Source organism: Halococcus agarilyticus (genome assembly GCF_000334895.1).
Classification (GTDB): domain Archaea; phylum Halobacteriota; class Halobacteria; order Halobacteriales; family Halococcaceae; genus Halococcus; species Halococcus agarilyticus.
The window spans coordinates 86088-104726 of the sequence record NZ_BAFM01000006.1; the positions used below are offsets into that span (position 1 = coordinate 86088).

Below are 18639 nucleotides of genomic sequence, written 5' to 3' on the forward strand. Positions count from 1 at the left end.
GGTCGGGGTGCTAATGGCCCCCCACCTCCGCGAGGCCGAACAGGCCCTGTGGGCGCACGATCAGGGTGATGACGAGGATCAGGAAGATCGTCATCTCGGGCAGCCCGGTGAACTCGATCGCGTTCTGGAACCACCACGTCATCGTGCTGTCGACGAGGCCGACGAGCAGTCCTGCGACGACCGTACCCCGGAACGTGCCGAGTCCGCCGACGATCACCACGACGAACGCGGGTAGCAGGGTTTCGGAGGCCAGCGGGACGCTCGCGCCCCACGTCGCGTCCCACGCCAGTAGCGTGCCCGCGACGCCCGCGATCCCCACGCCGAGCGCGAACACCACCGTGAAGACGCGCCGGACGTCGATCCCGAGCGCGTCGACCATCTCGCTATCCTCACTGCCTGCGCGTACGACGAGCCCGTACCGCGTTCGAGTGAGGAAGGCGTAGATCGCGAGCACGGTGACGAGGCCGAACCCGATCTGAAACAACGCGAGCCCGCTGACACTCACCGGACCGAGCCCGATCGACTGCGTGAGAATCGGGGGTTTGGTTCCGAGTGCAGCCTGCCAGTCGCTGATGGGTTGAAGTCCGTAGAACGACACCACGATTCTGGCGAGCTCGTCGAGCACGAGCGTCAGACCGAAGGTGAGCAGGATCTGGTAGATCGGCGGGCGATCGTACAGCGGCCGGATGAGACCCACTTCTAAGAGACCGCCGAAGGCCGCGAGCAGCCCGAACACGGCCACCACGGTCACGAAGAAGAGCGCGAGGGTGGTCGGCCCGCCTCCGCCGACCAGCACGACGAGGATCGCACCGCCGAGGTACGCGCCGATCATCGTGAGCGAGCCGTGCGCGAAGTTGAGCACGCCCATCAGCCCGAAGATCAGGGTGAGGCCGGCGGCGATCATGACGTAGAGCGCCGCCTTCGCGAGTCCGTCGACGAACACCCGCGCGAGGGTTCTTGGTTGAAGGAACTGGCCGAGGGCGTCGCCGATCTGGAGCGCGACCGGACCGCCGAGCAATGCGAGGGGGCCGTCGATCATGCCGAGAGATACCCCCGGAGCGCCTCGTCGTCGCTGCTCACGTCGTCGGTGTCGCCGTTCGCGACGACCCGACCGTTGTCGAGCACGTAGAACCGATCGGCGAGATCGAGCGCGAGCGGGAGGTTCTGCTCGACGAGCAGTATGGTGGTGTCGCTCGCGACGTCGGCGATCGCCTCGGCGACCGACGCGACGATCTGGGGAGCGAGCCCCTCGCTCGGCTCGTCCACGAGGAGGAGATCGTTCCCGCCGACGAGACCGCGCGCGATCGCGAGCATCTGCTGTTGGCCGCCCGAAAGCGTTCCCGCCTTCCGGTCCGCGAATCGTTCGAGATCCGGAAACGTCTCGAAAGCGGTGGTGCGGGCGCGTTCGGTCTCGTCGGCCGGTGCGGCGATCCGGACGTTCTCCGCGACGGTGAGTTCGGCGAACATCCGCCGTTCCTCGGGGATCCAGCCGATCCCTGCCTCGGCGACCTCGTGTGTCCGCCGCCCGATCAACTCCATGTCGCGATATCGAATCGATCCCTCGCGCGGCGGGGTGAGCTGGAGGATCGAGCGCAGCGTCGTGGTCTTCCCGACGCCGTTGCGCCCGACCAGCGCCACCACCTCGCCCTCGCGAACGTCGAGCGAGACGCCTTCGAGCACGTGGCTCTCGCCGTAGTAGGTGTGGACGTCGGAGAGAGAGAGCAGCGGTGCCGACCCGGTGTCGGCCTCGCTCGCGGCACTTCCGTCGGTGTCCGTCGCCTCGGCGTCCGTCATCTCGCCGTCAGTCGAGTCCGGCTGTGTGTCGGCGCTCACGCCGCGCTCCCCTCCGGGTCGGTCGTGTCGTTCGGGCCTCGCTCGCCGCCCGACGTGTCGTCCGCGCCCGGTTCGTACCCGCCGAGGTACGCCTCCTGAACGGCGGGGTCGTTTCGGACGGTTTCGGGATCGCCGTCGGCGATGATCGCGCCCTGATGGAGGACGACTACCCGCTCGGAGACGTTCATCACGATGTCCATGTTGTGTTCGACCAGCAACACGGCGTGATCGTCGGCCACGTCGTCGATCAGCGCGATGATCTCGTCGACGCTCTCGCTCGATACACCCGCATTGGGTTCGTCGAGCAGGAGGACGTCGGGATCGCCCGCGAGCGCGATCGCGACCTCGAGCTGGCGCTTCTCGCCGTGGCTCAGCGTCGACGCCACGGTGTCGGCCGCGCCGGCGAGCCCGACGCGTTCGAGGATCGTGTAGGCCTCGTCAACGTACCGATCGAACGATCCGGCGTTGCGCCACAGTTTGAACGAGTCCGATCCGTGGGCCTGGGCCGCGATCCGGACGTTTTCGAGAACGGTGCTCGTCGGAAACACGTTTGTGATCTGGTACGACCGGTGGAGACCGGCCGCCGCGGTCTCGTGTGGAGCTGCCCCGGTCACGTCCTGCGGGTCCTCGCCGCCGAGCTCGATCGTCCCCGCAGTGGGTTCGAGCGCACCGGTCAAGAGGTCGAAGAACGTGGTCTTGCCCGCGCCGTTCGGCCCGATCAGCGAGCAGAGTTCGTCCTCAAGCACGAAATCGACGTCGTCGACCGCGGTCAGTCCCCCGAACCGCTTCGTGAGTCCTCGGGTCCTCAGCATGCCTCAGAGCGAACAGCCCATCTCGGAGCTGTCCTGGGGGATCGTGGTCTGATCGGCTGGCACAGTCGCGATGGGGTCGCTCGGCTTGATCGCGGCGTCCCAGTTGTCGTTGTCGTTCGGGACGCCGTTCGCGAGCGTCATTGCCGAGCGCGCCTGGTTGTTATAGCGCTGGAAGGTGTATGCACCCTCGCCCTTCGGCGTGTCGGTGACGGTCATCCCGCGGAGCGCGCTCGCGATATCCTCGCCGTCGGTCGAGCCGCTCGCCTCGACCGCCTGGACGATCGACGAGGCGGCCGTGAACGTACCCGACGTGAAGAGGTCGGGCACCACGCCGTAGGATTGGGTGTAGCTGTCGACGAACGAGTTGTTGATCTCGTTGTCGTACTGGTTCCAGTGATACCGGGTGGTGAACGGCCCGAGATTGGTCCCTTCGAGTTTCTCTGCCGTGAGCGGTTCGCCGAGCACCTTCTGGAGCGTCTGGCCGATGATCCCCACCGTGATCTGGGTGGCGAACCCGCCGAACACCCGGTAGGAGTAGTCGCCGTTGAGGAACGTGGTGAACAGTTGCGGGAGCGTCGAGACGGTGAACCCGGCGACGATCCCCTCCGCGCCCGCCTCCTCGGCGTTGTCGAGCAGCCCCTGCCACTCGGAGTACCCCTGCGGGACGAACTTCTCGCCGACGATCTCGACGTCGTTGGCTTCGAGCACCGTCCGGTAGTTGTTGACGACCGCTTTCCCGAAGCTGTAGTCCGCACCGAACAGGTACACCTTCGAGACGTCGCTGTTCTGGGCGACGTAGCGCCCACCCGACCGGGCGTCCATCGCGGTGTTCTCGCTCGCCCGGAACAGGTACTCGCCACACGTCTCGCTGCTCGCGGTGATGTCGGCCGAGGCGGCGGGCCCGATCATCGTCGGGACCTGCGCCTGGTTCGTGACCGTGGTGGCGACCTGCGAGGCCGCCCCCGAGGACGAACAGCCGAAGAGCATGTCGACTTCTTCATCTTGGACGAGGCTGGTCGCGAGCGACTGCGCGCGGCTGGCCTGCAGCTGGGTGTCCCGCACGATCAGCTCGTAATCGACGCCACCGACGGTCGCGGTCTTCGTTCCCGTCTTGGCGTCGGCGGTGAACCCCTCGTCGCTCTTGTAGTTGAACCCCTCGTAGAACCCCCAGAGCGACTGCTGGCCGTAGTACTTCAGATCGCCCGTGAGCGGCTGGAGGACGCCGATCTTCACGGTTCCCGACGCTCCACCGCCCCCACCGGTCGTCGTCCCGTCCCCACCGGCCGTCTCCGTCCCCTCGGGACTGTTCGTTTCGGTTCCGCCGTCACCGCTCGTCTCGGTTCCGTCCCCGCTCGCCGTCTCGGTCGCACCGCCGCTCTCGGTCGACGTCTGAGTGTCGTTCCCGCTGCCACCGCCACTACCGCCGCCGTCCGTTCCGTTGCCACCCGAGTCGTTGCTCCCGCTGCCGTTTCCGCCGGCACAGCCCGCAAGGCCGGAGACCCCGGCAGCACCGAGTGCCGCGACCACCTGTCGACGCGTGATGTCGTTCGTGTTCATGACACGTGGTATGAAACACCTGCCACACCCTCAACCCCGATGTTCACATGTTAATCCGGTGCGCCCGCGCTGGCCGGTTCGGGCGAGCGTGCTAACATGTGAACCACACCCTATTCGGTGACTGAAATCGAGATGTCGACATGGCACTTCGGGCTCACGACGTGACGGCGCGCGACGGCCTCTCGCTCAACCTCTGGGAACGATCCCCCGCAGACGACGGCGACGAAGCCGTGCTCTTCGTCCACGGCAGCATCACCTGCGCACGGGCGCTGTTCGCCCCGCCGGTCGCGGGCGACGACTCGTACTCGTGGCTCGCCGCCCCTGGAGAGCGCGGTCGAACGGCGTTCGCGCTCGACATCCGGGGGTACGGCGACAGCGACCGTCCGTCCGAGATGGACGAACCGCCCGAGGAGAACGGCCCGCCAGTCCGGGCGGATCTCGCCGCGAACGACGCTGCCGACGCACTCGAATTCGTCCGCGAGCGTTTCGACACCGTGCATCTCGTCGGTGTCTCGTGGGGCACGAACGTCTGCGGACGGCTCGTCGAACGTGACGCGCCCCCCATAGCTTCCCTCGTCCAGTGCGCGCCGGTCTACCGGACGCCCTACGACGTTGAGGACGGCCTCGCGGCGCTCGGGCTCAACCCCGATCTCGACGCCTACTACTATCAGGACCGCGCAACCGTCGAAAGTCGCCAGGGCGAGGACGCAAACGACGCACTGTTCGAGGCGATCTGGCGAACCCAGATCGAGTCGAACCAGGGCGTCGACGAGAGCCGGTATGTCGCTCAGACGGGTGCGCTCGCGGACTTCGCCGACTGCTGTGCCGACGAGCCGCCGTACGACGCCGCGAACATCGACGCCCCGACGCTCGTGGTTCGCGGCTCCGACGACGCGATCTCGTGGCGCGCGGACGCGACCGCGCTGTACGACGAACTCGGGACCCTCGATGCAGAATACCTCGAACTCGCGGCCGCGGACCACTACGCCATGCATGGCAAGCGCCGCAGTGCGCTCTACGACGCCGTGAACCGCTTCCACGACCGGACGTGAAGTGCCGCTTGAGGGATGCGGTGTGAAGCGGTCGGTACGTTCCGCCGACGCGATACCGTCTCTTTCGACGGGCGAACGCCTTTTTGCGCGTTCCAATGTACGAACGTCATGATCGACCTCCCGTGGAGCAGGGACGACAGGGAGACCGGGGAGGATGGCACCGACTCGGTCGACGACCACGCCGACGCCGCCGTTGTCTGCAAGTTCCAGGACGGAACCCTGACCGTGTACGAAGACCGGGTGGTCATCGAGCGCGTCGGACGTTCGACGTTCGACGACGAGACGATTCCGGCCGCCGAGATCCAGGGGATCGACTATTCCGAGGGCATCACCATCGGCTACCTCCAGGTGGAGCAAACCGGCGTCGAGATCGACGTTGGCGGACTGCTCAGCGATCCGGTCAACGAGAACACGGTTCACTTCGACCGGGGGAATCGCGAGTGTGCGCGGACGGCCCGCGACGAGATACTGTCGCTGGCCCGAACCTGAGCCACGGGTGCGTCGCGGAGCGGTTGTCGACCGACGATCGCTTGGTCAGTCCGGCGACTCCGATCGCTCGTCATCGGGGTCGTCGAGATCGTCGAGCGCGTCGACCACCCGCGAGAGCACGCGTTCCTGGCCGCGCCGGAGCGTGTTCGAGACCGCGGGCTTCGAGACGTCGAACTCGTCGGCGAGCGCTCCGAGGTCGGCGCTGCGCGGCCGGTCGAAGTAGCCACCGTCGACGGCGGCTTCGAGAGTCTCGCGTTCAGTCTCAGAGAGATCGCGACAGCCGTCGACGAGCGTCATCGCCGCACCCACCGACTGAACGTACCCACCCATCTCGGGGAGACCGACCTCCTCGCGCGCCTCGACGGTAAATTCGTTGTCGGTTTCGAGCGCCGCCAGCGCGGCCTCGGCGGCCCCCTCGCCGTCGAACCCCACCTGCCAGCGCTCGCTCCCCGACTCGATGTGGAACGGGCCCGTGACGTAGCCGTCGTGGTCGCGGATCGTGCCCATCGCGTTCGTCGTCGGGATGGTCGAGCGAATCCGGGCGACGCCGTCGCGTTTGGCCACTAGGTCGTACTCGTGGATCTGGTCGTGCTCACGGAGCGTCCCCAGTCCTCTGTCGAGGGTCGCGCGGTCGCCGCCGTCGACCACCATCCTGGTCTCGAGCTTCGCCGCCGTGCGGTCGAACTCCCAGTTGAGCGTCGAGAACGCCACATCGTGATCGTCGGTCGCCGCGATGTATGGACAGTCGTACTGCTCGACGTCGAGGGTGAGATCGATCATGGCCCCGGTGTATCACTCATGATTTTTCGCTCGCCGGCAAAACGCTTTCGCCCCGACGAACGTGAGGTCGTGTGGCGGCTTACGACCGAACTCAGTACTCCCACCGCCGCTCGATCCGTGCGGCGATCTCGGAGTGGGTGTTACGCAGCGCGTCGACCTCCGTCTCGCCGTCGACGTTGACGACGTGAACCTCACCCCGACGCTCGGTGTAGACGTCCTGGAAGTCGTAGACGACCCCGACGACGTCGACGCTATCGGGGACATCCTCGCTCTCGACGAGCGCCGCGACCTGGCGATCGACGTTGTACTCCACGAGCCGGTCGATGGCCTCGGTGCGACGCACGTCCGCGGGGAGCGCCTCGACGCCCGCTTCGAGGTGGGGGGTCAGCAGTCCGATGCAGTGTTCGATCCCGGCGGGCTCGCCAGCCCCGTCGCCGCTGATGGCGTCGTACGCCGCCGTGACGGCCCCACAGCCCGTGTGGCCGACCACGACGGCGGTCTCGGTGTCGGTGTGGGCGATCGGGTACAGGACGTCCCCCGAAACGACTTCCCCGGCGTCGGTCCGCTGGCACACTCGATTCCCGATGTTGGCACACGTGAAGACGTGTCCTGGCTTGTCGTTTTCCCACATCTGGTCCTGAAGCACCCGGGAGTCGGCACAGCAGACCGTGACGACTGCCGGCCGCTGTGAGTCCTGCACGTCGTCGAATCGATCCCCGAACTCCTCGGCGTGATCGGCGTTTCGCTCCAGTAGTTCGACAACCGTCTGGTCCATGGCTATCCGGAACCCACCCGTCGAATATACTTCTTCGGTCCTAGACGAGCGGCGCGACGAGGTCACGGCCGGCGTCGAGCAGTTCGTCGACCCGTTCTTCACTACTTGCTTCGGCGTACACCCGAAGGACGGGTTCGGTCCCACTCGGCCGAACGAGCAGCCACGCCCCGCTCTCCAGCAGGATCTTGAACCCGTCTTTCGTGACCACGTCCGCAACCGCCTCGCCCGCGACCCGCTCGGGAAGCTCCCCCTCCAGATCGTCGAGCACGCGCGTCTTCTCGTCGTCGGGGCAGTCGACGCTGATCTTCGACTGATGGATCGCGCCGTGTTCGTCGAACAGCCGATCCACCCGGTCGTCGAGCGGTTCTTCCTGTGCGGCGGCCGCCGCGAGCAGCGCCAGCAACACGCCGTCCTTTTCGCGGACGTGCCCGCGGATCGAGAACCCGCCCGACTCCTCGCCCCCAATCAGGGCCTCGGCCTCGCCCATCGCCTCCGCGACCCACTTGAATCCGACCGGCGTCTCGACTACGTCCTCACCGTGGGCCTCGGCGATCCGGTCTATCAGGAACGTCGTCGAGACCGTGCGGACAGCCGGGCCGGCGTCCGATTCGAGGAGGGAGTCATAGATCGCGGCGAAAAACAGGTTCTCGTCGAGGTAGCCCCGCTCGGGCGTGACGACCGCGAGCCGATCGGCGTCGCCGTCGTTCGCGATCCCGAGGGCGGCGTCGCCCGTCCGGACGCACTCGGCGAGTTCCGCGAGGTGCTCGGCGCTCGGTTCCGGTGGCGTCCCGCCGAAGTCGTCGCGCTGCTCGCAGTGGAGTCGATCGACGTCAGCACCCGCGCGTTCGAGTAGCGCGTCGGTCACGCCCCGCCCGCTGCCGTACATCGCGTCGTAGGCGACCGTCACGCCGTCGAGAAAGGCGTCGTCGCGCGACACACCCGCTCGATCGGCCACGAGGTCGTGCGCGTGGTCTGCGTGTGAGTCGACGAAATCGATCTCCTCGACGGTGCCCCACTCCGGCTCGGGGAGCGGGTCGGGCTCGGCGAGGTTGGCCTCGATCCGCTCGGTCACGTCGGGGAGTGCGGGCGCGCCGTCGTCGGGGATGAACTTCACGCCGTTGTACTCGGGCGGGTTGTGGGAGGCGGTGACCATCAGTCCGCCCGCGAGATCGCGATCGACGATCATCCACGCGAGCAGCGGTGTCGGGCGGTCGCGTTCGGGGAGGAGAACGTCGAACCCGTTGGCCGCGAGTACACGAGCGAGTTCTTCGGCGAATCCTCGCGAACTCTCGCGGGCGTCGTAGCTCACCGCCACCGGCGCGTCGTGGCCCGCTTCCCGGAGGTGGGTGGCGACCGCCTGACCGACCATTCGCACCCGCGGCGCGGTGAAGGTGTCGAGGGTCGCGCGCCAGCCGTCGGTCCCGAACGAAATGGCGTCCATAGTGTGGCTGTCCGCCCCGCGAACAAAAGTCCCCCGTCAGACGCGGCTGCCTCGCCGCTGTCAAGCAAACGGCCACAGCGGCTTTTGCCAACGACTATTCGATGGGGACTCGCACTCACCCTATCGATGCGGCTCATCAAGCTCATCGTCCCCGACGACGACCGCGAGGCGGTTCTCGACGTGCTCCGCGAGGAGGACATCGATCGCGTCGTCACCCGGGAGGCGAGCGAGCGCGATTCGTCGACGCTGGTGGAGTTTCCCTTGCCGACCCAGGCCGTCGGGTACGTTCTCGACGAACTCCGTGAGGCGGGGTTCGACGACGGGCGCTACAGAGGTGGTCGGTGCGGACGTTCTCGGCGGCCAGCGTTCGGTCTCGGTCACCGTGAGTCGACCCGCCGACCGATCGTATCCGGATCTCCCGCAGGCGCTCGCACGGGCGATCGAGGACCGGACCGGGACGTCGGTGGCAGTCGAGGTGACCATCCACGACCGACGGGAGTTCGAACCCCGCGGGGAGCGTTCGGGCGGTTCGCCGGTGTCGCTGCGTTCGAGCGATGGCGGATCGCCCGGTAGCGCCATCCGTCCGGCGATCGCCCGATAGCGTCGCCGCGGACCGGCACCGATCGCGGTTCGTGGTCCGCCGCCACACCAGTAGGGTCTTGACGCGAACGCCCGCAGGCATCCACCATGTTCGGCACCAGCGGCATCCGCGGTCCGGTCGGGGAGACGGTCACCGCGAGACTCGCGCTCGACGTCGGGCGCGCGGTCGGGATCGACGCCGATCGTGCCGTGGTCGGGCGCGACCCGCGCGAGAGTGGTGTTCTCCTTTGCGACGCGCTGGCCGCCGGCCTCCGCGAGTCCGGCACTGACGTCCGTGATCTGAGTCTCGCCGCTACCCCCACGGTGGCGCGCGCGGTCGACTGGCACGACGCCGACGCCGGCGTCTCGATCACGGCGTCGCACAACCCCGCGCCCGACAACGGGATCAAGCTCTGGCAGCCGGGCGGCCAGGCGTTCGACGAGGCGCGGCGCGACACCATCGCCCGGCGCGTTCGTGAGGGCGAAAGCAATCTCCAGGGATGGGACGACCTCGGCGACCGCACCCGCGTCGACGCGACCGAACGCCACGTCGACGCGCTCCGGGGGGCGGTCGGAATCGACGATCCGCTCTCGATCGCCGTCGATCTCGGCAACGGGGCCGGCGGCGTCACCGTCGACGCGCTTCAGTCCCTCGACTGTACGGTCGAGACGCTCAACGCCCAACCCGACGGCGGGTTTCCGGGCCGACCCTCCGAGCCGACCGCCGAGAACTGCGAGTCGCTCCGAAGACTGGTCGAGGCGACCGATGCCGACTGCGGGATCGCCCACGACGGCGACGCCGACCGGTTACGCGCGGTCACCGGTACGGGCGAGTTCCTCTCCGGCGATGTGTTGCTCGCGCTGTTCGCCCGCGAGGCGGTCGCGCGGAGCGACGTCGACGAACCGCGCGTCGCGGTTCCCGTGGACACCAGTCTGGCGGTCGACGACGCGCTCGCGCCGCTCGAAGCGACGGTCACCCACACGAGAGTCGGCGACGTGTTCGTGGCCGAGCGCGCCACCGAGCCCGACGTGGTGTTCGGCGGCGAACCGAGCGGCGCGTGGATCTGGCCGGACGAGACCCTCTGTCCCGACGGCCCGCTCGCGGCCTGCCGCCTCGCCGCGCTCGCCGCCGATCGCCCGCTCGACGAGCGCGCCACCGAGATCGAGACCTACCCGATCCGGCGCGCGAACGTCGAAACCGACGACAAAGCCGGAGTGATGGATCGCGTCGAGGAACGGGTTCTCGCAGAGTACGACGACGTGCGGACCCTCGACGGCGTTCGTGCGGATCTCGGCGACGCGTGGTTTCTGGTGCGCGCAAGCGGGACCCAGCCGCTCGTCAGGATCACTGCCGAGGCGCGTGACGAAGCGCGCGCTGGGGAGGTCTTCGAGACCGCTCGGGAGATCGTCGCCGACGCCGAGAACTAGCCGCGCCGCGTCGACCGCGCCTGCCTGACTTCCGCGCCGTCGCGGATCTTGTCCTCACACTGCGGGCACACCCGGGGGTCCTCGATCTCGCTCGGTGTGAAAACCCTGGCGTACGCCGCCGTCACGAACGCACCACAGTTCTGGCATTCAGGCATACGCCTTCGATTCCACGTCACCGACCATATACCCCACGATACGTCTTCTCACGCGTTCGAACGTCAACACGACCCACACGACGCCGAAGGACGCCGATCGCTGCGCCGTGACCCGGGATCGATACCAACGCTCATTCGAGCGGCCATCCAAACGTGAGCATGACCGTTCTCCTCGTCCGCCACGGCGAGACCGCGTGGAACGCCGCCCGCCGGGTTCAGGGCTGGGCACCCGTTCCGCTCTCCGAACGGGGACGCGAGCAAGCCACGCGCCTCGGCGAGCATCTCGCCGCAACGTACGATGTCGACCGTTTCGTCGCCTCCGACCTCCGGCGGACCCGCGAGACAGCGGTGCTCGTCCACGAAGCCGGCGTCGACGCCGAGCCGACGTTCGACCGGGCGTGGCGCGAGCGCGATTTCGGTGTCTATCAGGGACTCTCCTACGAGGCGCTGTTCGAGACCTACCCCGAGTTCGCCGTCACCGAGTCCGGCCGACGTGCGCTCGAAGCCGTCCCCGAGCGCGGCGAGAGTCTGCTCGACTGTCGCGAGCGCGTGCTCGATGGATTCGATCGGCTCGTCGCGGACGCGCCGGGTGACGAAACGGTGCTGATCGTCACTCACGGCGGGCCGCTCTACGCGCTGCTCGGCCATCTCAAGGGGATCGACTACGTGACGTCGATCGCCGGCGAGTCCCAGGGAAACTGCGCGGTGAACGAACTTCGTGGCGATCAGGAGAAAGGGTTCGAGATCGTCCGCGAGAACGACACGAGCTACCGGGAGTAGCCGTCCGTATCGTAACGGTCAATCTTCGGCGGTCGGGTACTCCGCGCCGAGATCGAGGTCGCCGGAAACGAGGCTCGACGCGTCGGTTTCCGTCCCGTCTGCCGTCTCGGCTCCCCCATCGTCCGCCGGGCTGACGCTCCCGGTGCGGTAGCCGTGGAGGTCGAGCGTGACGTGCTCGAAGCCGATGTCGGTGAGATGTTCGCGGGCCGCCCGAACGAAGTCGGCATCGAGCGCGCGCTCTAGCTCTTCGGGCGCGACCTCGATGCGCGCGAGGCCGTCGTGATCGCGCACCCGGAACTGCTCGAACCCCCACGTCCGGAGGAGGGTTTCGGCCTTCTCGACCCGCGAGAGCCGCTCCTCGGTCACATCGAGACCGGTGGGAATCCGTGAGGAGAGACACGCCATCGAGGGTTTGTCCGCGACCGAGAGGCCATAGTCGCGTGCGATCTCCCGAACCTCATCTTTCGTGATGTCGTGCTCCAACAGTGGGGAGTAGGCGTTCAGCTCCTCGACCGCGCGGAGGCCCGGCCGGTGGCCCTCGCCGGGATCGGAGGCGTTCGTCCCGTCACACACCGTCGTGATCCCGAGCTCCCGCGCGGCGTCGAACATCGCCGAGAGCCGCATCGTGCGGCAGTGATAGCACCGATCGCCGTCGTTCGCGACGAACTCCTCGCTACTGAGCTCCGAGAACTCCACGATCTCGTGGCGGATCCCGATCTCTTCGGTGACTCGGGTCGTGTCGTCGAGTTCGGCCGCCGGCAGGGTCTCGCTCTTCGCGGTGCAGGCCACGGCGTCGTCCCCGAGCGCGTCGTGGGCGAGTGCCGCGACCACACTCGAATCCACACCACCGGAGAACGCGATCACGACCCCGTCGCGTTCGGCGAGATCGGCACGGACGGCGGCTGCCTTCGCCTCGACGTTCATGGCTCCGATTCGGGGTCGCGGGCCAAAAGCGCGTTGCGTTCGGCGGCGTTGATGACGGCCGATCGCTCCCCGGATGGTTTTTGCCCCCGGCGGGGCTTGACGCGAGCGATGGACCTCGAATCCGTTCCGGGGGTAGGTCCGAAAACCGCCGACCGCCTCGCGGCGCTCGACGAGCCCGAGCGCGCGCTCGCGGCGGGCGACGTGGCGGCGCTCGCCGAGGCTCCCGGGGTCTCGCCGGGACGGGCCGCGACCATCGCGCGAGCGGCGATCAAGGCCGAACACGGCGACACCGGGGAGTTCCTCGCCACCGATCGCGCTCGCGAAGTCTACCGAGACGCACTCGCCCTCCTCCAGGACCGCGCCGTCACCGACTACGCCGCCAAGCGGCTCGAAACCCTCTACCCCGCCGGGAGCGAGTCGCGGATCGAGGAGGTGCGCGAATGGACCACGCAGGCGATGGCGCGCGAGCCCGATCCCGAGGTTCTCGACGCACTCTCCGGGGTCGCGCCGCTTGAATCGCCCACTGGACTTCGGGTCCGCGAGCGGTGTCTCGCCACCGCCGACGCCGAGCGCCACGCCGCGGCCGAGGCTGCCTACCCCGAGATTTCGGTCGAGGTGGTGGAGGACGCGCGCGACATCGCGGACCTCGCGACGGGTTATTCCACCGTGATCGTGCTCGACGAGTCGTTCGCCGGCATCGACATCGCGGGCGACGTCCGGGTCGAACCCGACGCGCTCGAAAAACCCGAGATGGTGGTTCCCGAGCGGCTGCTCGCCTTCTTCGCCGAAAACCGCGATCGGCTCCGCACGGCCGCCGCGGTCGCACGGGCCGCCGACCTCGATACCCCCTGCGATCTCGTGGCGCTCGACGACGCGCTCTCCCGACTCGACGACGAGGGAAGCGTCGTCCCTGACGACGAACTCGCGCGGCTGCGCCAGGCGGTCGACGATCTCGACGCGGCGGTCTCCACGGGTGAAAGCGTGGCGAACGACCGGCTCCGCGAAGCGATCGAGGAGCGCGACGTCACCATCGAAGGATCGGATCTGCTCTCGCTCGTCGAGCAGGGTGCTGGCGTCGACTCGCTGCTTTCGCGGGAGCTCGAAGACGAGCACGCCGCCGCGATCGAGGCCGCGCGCGAACATCTCGTCGACGCGCTCGCGCTCGACGCCGGCGAGGCAGAAATCGCCGCACGGGCGTTCCCCGAGGAGCCCACCTTTCCCGTGGAACACGATGAGGCGGTCGTGAGCCGGCTCCGCGAGGAGCTTACCGCTGCGCGCGACCGTCGAGCGACGCGGCTGAAACGCGACCTCGCGGCGGATCTCGCCGACCTGAGCGAAGACTGCGAGGAACTCGTCCACGCGGCGCTCGAACGCGACGTCGAACTCGCCGTCGCGCGCTTCGCTCGCGAGTTCGACTGCACGCTGCCCGAGTTCGGTGGAAGCGGCGTCGCGATCGAGGCCGGCCGCTCGCCGCTGCTCGACATCGACTTCGAGGCGGTCGAGCCGATCGACTACGCAGTCGCGGGGCCGACGCTGCTCTCGGGGGTCAACAGCGGTGGAAAGACCTCGACGCTCGATCTCCTCGCGCTCGTCACGGTGCTCGCCCACATGGGGCTGCCCGTCCCCGCCGATCGGGCGGTGGTCGAGCGGTACGATTCGCTGCACTACCAGGAGAAGAGCCAGGGCACCCTCGACGCGGGCGCGTTCGAGTCCACACTCCGGGAGTTCGCCGGCCTCGTATCGGGGGCGGGTCACCGGCTGGTGCTGGTCGACGAACTCGAAAGCATCACCGAGCCTGGTGCGTCGGCCCGGATCATCGCGGGCATCCTCGAAGAACTCGCGGGCGGCGAGGCCACCGCCGTCTTCGTCTCGCACCTCGCCGGCGAGATCCGCGAGGCCGCCGGGTTCGAGGTTCCTGTCGATGGCATCGAGGCGGTCGGACTGGAGGGCGGCGAGCTCGTGGTCGAGCGTTCGCCGAAAAAAGACGTGCTCGCGCGCTCGACGCCTGAACTCATCGTCGAGAAGCTCGCCACCCAAGACGGCGAGACCGCAGATGGGGCGGAGCCGTTCTACGAGCGGCTGCTAGAGAAGTTCGAGTGATCTTCATCAGCAGCTACTCGTGATTCTTGTGCGAATCCAGACACTCATCTGCTGATTGCAATCGACGATCCAAAACTCCTGTTTGTCTCACCGATCTCGTAGTAGATGGAGAATTGGGAAGGTATGCTCACACTTCCAAAAGTAATTTTAAGTCAGATGCGGTTTCGATATATACACATGGACGAACGTTGCGCTGCAATGGAATGCCTCTGCAACTCACCGCAACGGCTTCGGATTCTCGACGTCCTCGATGACACACAGATGGACGTTCGTGATTTGATGGAGGCATTGAACAGTCCACGTTCCACCGTCCAGCGTAACCTTACAGTACTGGAAGAACGGGACTGGATCGAAGACAGATGTTCTGGATACACGACAACCACGATTGGAAGACTTCTCCGTGAGGAATTCGTGTCGATGAGTGAGACCACCGATACGATCAAACGCATGGCACCGTTTTTCGAAGTAGTAAATACGCCGCCGAAGATCGATATTAGCCAATTGTCTGACGCGCTCGTGATGACTCCTGATTCGGGTCAGCCGATGTCCCTGATGAATCGGTTGTTCAACAGCTTTGGAGGAGTTGATTGTGTCCGAGGGTTCCTGCCAGTCGTCTCCTCGTTATCGATCGAACTCTCTCGCCGCGTGGGTACGGACGATGGAAGTGTACCTGAGTACGAATACGTTCTCTCATCGGCTGCATTCGACACACTCCGTCAGCAGTATGACAGCGATAGTGCTACTGAGACTGAGATAGATCCGCCACCTCACATCGATATTCGGGTATACGAAGGTGATCTTCCTCATGGACTGTTCGTCTCAGACGAGCAACTCGCGCTCGTGGGCTACAATGAAGTCGGCCGAATACAAGCAGTGGTCGAGTCAACCAATACGGCGGCCATCAAGTGGGGTGGGAAAACGTATGGGACCTACAGAGATCAATCAACACAGCCGCACGAGACGGATACTCCGATCGGAGCATCCGATACAGAATCAGACTAGTTCTGCTTGTTTATGTGGTTGCTTGAGCGGACTGATTCGGTTGTTCTTGCACGCCGTCCGTGTCGGCATCGTCCCATTCCATTTCGAACAGGCGAGAGTCACAGTCCTGACAGGCTGAGGCGATCACATCATACGACCGACAACACGATTCGACGACCTCTTGTTCAACCTGAACGGAGCCGTCGCAGTCAGGGCACTGCTCGATGAAGATACGGAGGCTCATCAGCACACGCGCGATTTCGGCAGGAGCGAAGTCCGACCAATTAGTGGTGCGTTCGCTGAGTTCGGTCGTAGCGGCACTGTCTGCGATAGCGGCGGCCTGTGAACTCCACTGGCCGATGGTAGCATCGTCAGTGTAGGCGACAAACGCCTCGCCGTGTCGGTCGATCGTGATTCGGTCGTCTTCGGACGAGATATCGAGCGCGTCCGCAAGGCGGTCTTCGGCATGGTCGTGCGCGCGGGCGTCGTGAATGCGCTCGCGCCATGCCTGCTGAAAGTCGGATGTGAGGCAGAGGTCGGTGCCTTCCCGGCACGGTTCGACCGCGCCGGCGTTGAGGAGCACCCGTTCGGGATCGATCTCGACGGTCTCGTCGGTCTTCGGCGTCGTGGTGTCCTTGTCGAACCATCGAAGGACACGCTCGGGGAAGTAGCGCTTAGTGAGGGTTGGAGTGCCGGGAACGAGATATCCGCGGAGATAGATGGCCCCAAGCGAGAGCGAGAACACACCGGCTCCGAGGACGGTAGACGTAAGCGCGGCGAATGCGCTCGCGCCAGCAGCGATGGCGACGTTAACAACAGTGCAGGGTGTACAGCGGTTTTTGCCGGTGTATTCGGGTCGACGAAGTCGGTCGATAAATGACATCGGGAATATTACATACGCTGCAGGCTTCACTTTATCTGGTGAGCAGATGCCCACTCGGTAATCATCTGTTTAGGGAGTTGGCACCTACTCTCCCTGTAGGCAGATACTCACTGTGTGGAAAACTTCTCATGAAGTAAGGTGAAAATGTATGTGAGTGTGAATCGAGATGCGATGTTCGACGACAACAACGCAGATGAACTATCCGAACCGGATGGAAACACCAACCCGATCAACCGACGCCGCTTCGTCAAGTCACTCGGTGTGGCGGGCGGCGCAACTGTCGGACTAACGGGCGTGGGCGCAGCCAAAGCACGTTCGGACGAAGGGGAGAACAACAGTCCGAGTATCGAAATACTATCGGTCGATGTCAAAACTGCACAGGAGACACTTAACGAGCGTGCCGAACGCTTGTTGGAAGCACTCGCAGCTGATGGGTATATTCCCAAGGCCTCTGCAAGTGCATTTCCTGCGTATACACTGTCTTCTGACAAACCGGGTGGTATCGGACGTCATCGTACGGAAGGGACTGGTCGTGTCGAAATAGATTTCGAGATACAACTCGATCAGGGCCGACTGGCAGTCACTCTTCCAGAGCAGGGTGAGCCTACTGGTATGTTCAAACCAACGAGCGAGGATTCATGGATTCTGTACACTCCAAGTAATAACTACGAAGGAGAAAAACACGCGTCTACATCGTCAAACGTATCGATGAAGGAAATTTCTGTTGTCGGTTCTGATGCCGGGACCTATGCCTGTGGTGGTTGCATCTGTACAGCGGCACCGCTCTGTGCGTTCCAGTTCAACAAACTAGTCTGCGAGCCGTTCATTAATGGATCGTGTAGATCGTTCTCCGAGTGCAATTGCTAACTCAACAGTCACATAAAACTCATTCTTTTAGATGTGTTGTATGCTTGGAGTGGTAATCCACAAAACGTTGTCCAATAAAATACGGTTCGTTCCATCCCTTTGCAAATTCACCAGAACATCTCCCATCCATCACCATTTGATTTCATGGCACATTTTAAAACACCCTCCATATCTACCGCCCCAAAACAACTACTCGCCGGAGTGCGATGCCGATGAGAAAGCCAATAATCGTGATTGGGATGCCATAGAGGGATGCGCCTGTTAGTGCAAATATGATCGCATCGGAGAGGGGCAGCGGTGTGGGATCGAGTTTCAGAACGGTAGGGTTGCCGGCTCTATTGACGAAAAATCCGAAGATGGGCCCCAACACGAGACCACCAGTCGGCAACAAACCACTGTTCAGGTAAGCGCTCCCAATCGCCCCCAGAAGAAGCACAATCGGTCCTACGGCGAAAAGCAGATGGGCGCGACTGCCAGTGTATGTAGCAACAAACATATCGACTAGTTGAGTGTACGAAGACGCGTGGAGGACGACGGTCTCGGCAGCGGCCGGCCCAGTCGGTGTGTATCGAATCTCCGTTACTGCGACGATTGCAGCAACGACAACAGTGCTCACGAGTGCAGCGAACCAAATCCACGCCGACAACCGGGAATTCTGTCCGAAGAGGACGACCCGCCCGCCAGCTATGATCGGGCGTAATCGACTGGTCCTCCGGTTGGCGGGTTCTCCGCCCTCAGTATCAGTCATTGTTTCGTATCAGCATATCGCCGACGCGTTCGCGTGAAGTGGTGTTCATTGTACTGTCTCTTTTCATGTGCGGGTGAATCCATAAAGGATGAGGACGAGCCCAAGGACGTTGAGGAGTTGGGCGATGAGAATACTCTGTGACGGTGCGAGCGCGTTCGTCACCCGAACCCAACTTTCCACTACGAACGGGATAGTTGTCAAGAGGAGGATGCCAGCGGTGAGGAACAGCAGCGTTCGGTTCCTGTTCCGCACGTATCCACGGTAGCCCTGATACGCGACGAAGATGCCGACACCCGCAAGGAGTCCGGCGATGACGAGTGGCACTGTCTCCGAGTAGGCGGCGAGAGATACTGGGACGGGACCCGCCACGTGCTCACTCATCATGAGTTATCTCGTTCATGTTCCCGACGGTCGTGTCGGTCCTGATGAGTCCGTTCGGTCTAGCCGGCGGCAGA

The 18639-nt window shown here is 65.1% G+C and carries 20 protein-coding genes; 8 read left to right on the plus strand and 12 right to left on the minus strand.

Translation table 11 applies throughout. The features are described 5' to 3' along the window. Window positions 1–10: 10 nt before the first annotated feature. The 4 genes from TX76_RS06420 to TX76_RS06435 are packed head-to-tail and all read right to left on the minus strand — an operon-like array spanning window position 11 to window position 4202. Window positions 11–1039, minus strand: a complete 1029-nt coding sequence (locus TX76_RS06420; protein WP_049900572.1) for a branched-chain amino acid ABC transporter permease — start codon at window positions 1037–1039, stop codon at window positions 11–13. Then, window positions 1036–1833 (minus strand): ABC transporter ATP-binding protein, encoded by a 798-nt coding sequence (locus TX76_RS06425; protein ID WP_228842325.1) that lies wholly within the window; start codon window positions 1831–1833, stop codon window positions 1036–1038. The genes TX76_RS06420 and TX76_RS06425 overlap by 4 nt, the downstream gene beginning before the upstream one ends. Beyond that, a complete protein-coding gene (locus tag TX76_RS06430; protein WP_049900575.1) occupies window positions 1830–2645 on the minus strand; it encodes an ABC transporter ATP-binding protein in 816 nt (271 codons plus the stop codon). Before TX76_RS06430 ends, TX76_RS06425 begins: the two co-directional genes overlap by 4 nt. A 3-nt stretch (window positions 2646–2648) precedes the next feature. Continuing rightward, window positions 2649–4202 carry an ABC transporter substrate-binding protein gene (locus TX76_RS06435; protein ID WP_049900578.1) on the minus strand — a complete coding sequence of 518 codons (1554 nt, stop codon included), beginning with the start codon at window positions 4200–4202 and terminating at the stop codon, window positions 2649–2651. A gap of 140 nt (window positions 4203–4342) precedes the next feature. Here TX76_RS06435 and TX76_RS06440 point away from each other — a divergent pair, with 140 nt between their 5' ends. After that, window positions 4343–5254: an alpha/beta hydrolase gene (locus TX76_RS06440; protein ID WP_049900581.1), complete on the plus strand. Its 912-nt coding sequence runs from the start codon at window positions 4343–4345 to the stop codon at window positions 5252–5254. A 108-nt stretch (window positions 5255–5362) separates the two neighbouring features. Continuing rightward, entirely contained in the window at window positions 5363–5743 is a 381-nt protein-coding gene (locus TX76_RS06445; RefSeq protein ID WP_049900583.1) for a hypothetical protein, read from the plus strand. Window positions 5744–5788: 45 nt separating this feature from the next. Here the strand turns inward: TX76_RS06445 and TX76_RS06450 are convergent, their stop codons facing one another. The 3 genes from TX76_RS06450 to TX76_RS06460 form a co-directional block, all read right to left on the minus strand. Beyond that, on the minus strand, window positions 5789–6523 hold the full coding sequence (locus TX76_RS06450) for a helix-turn-helix domain-containing protein (protein ID WP_049900589.1): 735 nt from the start codon (window positions 6521–6523) through the stop codon (window positions 5789–5791). Window positions 6524–6614: 91 nt separating this feature from the next. Then, window positions 6615–7298 (minus strand): carbonic anhydrase, encoded by a 684-nt coding sequence (locus tag TX76_RS06455; RefSeq protein ID WP_049900592.1) that lies wholly within the window; start codon window positions 7296–7298, stop codon window positions 6615–6617. A gap of 40 nt (window positions 7299–7338) precedes the next feature. Then, window positions 7339–8739, minus strand: coding sequence for a phosphoglucomutase/phosphomannomutase family protein (locus tag TX76_RS06460; protein WP_049900595.1), 1401 nt, complete (start codon window positions 8737–8739; stop codon window positions 7339–7341). A 126-nt stretch (window positions 8740–8865) separates the two neighbouring features. On the opposite strand from TX76_RS06460, the gene TX76_RS18290 reads away from it, so the two are divergent. Both TX76_RS18290 and glmM read left to right on the plus strand, forming a co-directional pair. Beyond that, window positions 8866–9312 carry a hypothetical protein gene (locus TX76_RS18290; RefSeq protein ID WP_049900597.1) on the plus strand — a complete coding sequence of 149 codons (447 nt, stop codon included), beginning with the start codon at window positions 8866–8868 and terminating at the stop codon, window positions 9310–9312. 114 nt (window positions 9313–9426) lie between these two features. Further along, a complete protein-coding gene (gene glmM, locus TX76_RS06470) occupies window positions 9427–10746 on the plus strand; it encodes a phosphoglucosamine mutase (protein WP_049900600.1) in 1320 nt (439 codons plus the stop codon). Here glmM and TX76_RS18035 read toward each other — a convergent pair. Continuing rightward, window positions 10743–10901 carry a DUF7563 family protein gene (locus TX76_RS18035; protein ID WP_195156011.1) on the minus strand — a complete coding sequence of 53 codons (159 nt, stop codon included), beginning with the start codon at window positions 10899–10901 and terminating at the stop codon, window positions 10743–10745. The genes glmM and TX76_RS18035 overlap by 4 nt on opposite strands. A gap of 159 nt (window positions 10902–11060) precedes the next feature. On the opposite strand from TX76_RS18035, the gene TX76_RS06475 reads away from it, so the two are divergent. Next, window positions 11061–11681, plus strand: a complete 621-nt coding sequence (locus tag TX76_RS06475) for a histidine phosphatase family protein (RefSeq protein WP_049900603.1) — start codon at window positions 11061–11063, stop codon at window positions 11679–11681. 18 nt (window positions 11682–11699) lie between these two features. Here TX76_RS06475 and larE read toward each other — a convergent pair whose 3' ends face one another. Beyond that, window positions 11700–12605 (minus strand): ATP-dependent sacrificial sulfur transferase LarE, encoded by a 906-nt coding sequence (gene larE / locus TX76_RS06480; protein WP_049900606.1) that lies wholly within the window; start codon window positions 12603–12605, stop codon window positions 11700–11702. Window positions 12606–12713: 108 nt separating this feature from the next. On the opposite strand from larE, the gene TX76_RS06485 reads away from it, so the two are divergent. Continuing rightward, the gene (locus TX76_RS06485) at window positions 12714–14705 is read left to right on the plus strand and encodes a helix-hairpin-helix domain-containing protein (protein ID WP_049900609.1); all 1992 of its coding nucleotides are present in this window, start codon (window positions 12714–12716) and stop codon (window positions 14703–14705) included. 177 nt (window positions 14706–14882) lie between these two features. Further along, a complete protein-coding gene (locus TX76_RS17005; RefSeq protein ID WP_079890766.1) occupies window positions 14883–15707 on the plus strand; it encodes a helix-turn-helix transcriptional regulator in 825 nt (274 codons plus the stop codon). A gap of 10 nt (window positions 15708–15717) precedes the next feature. Here the strand turns inward: TX76_RS17005 and TX76_RS06490 are convergent, their stop codons facing one another. Further along, window positions 15718–16569, minus strand: a complete 852-nt coding sequence (locus tag TX76_RS06490) for a hypothetical protein (protein ID WP_049900613.1) — start codon at window positions 16567–16569, stop codon at window positions 15718–15720. Between the two features lie 171 nt (window positions 16570–16740). On the opposite strand from TX76_RS06490, the gene TX76_RS17530 reads away from it, so the two are divergent. Beyond that, the gene (locus tag TX76_RS17530; protein WP_154019023.1) at window positions 16741–17436 is read left to right on the plus strand and encodes a hypothetical protein; all 696 of its coding nucleotides are present in this window, start codon (window positions 16741–16743) and stop codon (window positions 17434–17436) included. A gap of 172 nt (window positions 17437–17608) precedes the next feature. Here the strand turns inward: TX76_RS17530 and TX76_RS18040 are convergent, their stop codons facing one another. Together TX76_RS18040 and TX76_RS06500 are read right to left on the minus strand one after the other, a co-directional pair. Next, on the minus strand, window positions 17609–18052 hold the full coding sequence (locus TX76_RS18040; protein ID WP_195156012.1) for a hypothetical protein: 444 nt from the start codon (window positions 18050–18052) through the stop codon (window positions 17609–17611). Window positions 18053–18247: 195 nt separating this feature from the next. Next, the gene (locus TX76_RS06500; protein WP_228842326.1) at window positions 18248–18565 is read right to left on the minus strand and encodes a DUF7521 family protein; all 318 of its coding nucleotides are present in this window, start codon (window positions 18563–18565) and stop codon (window positions 18248–18250) included. Window positions 18566–18639 lie beyond the last annotated feature (74 nt).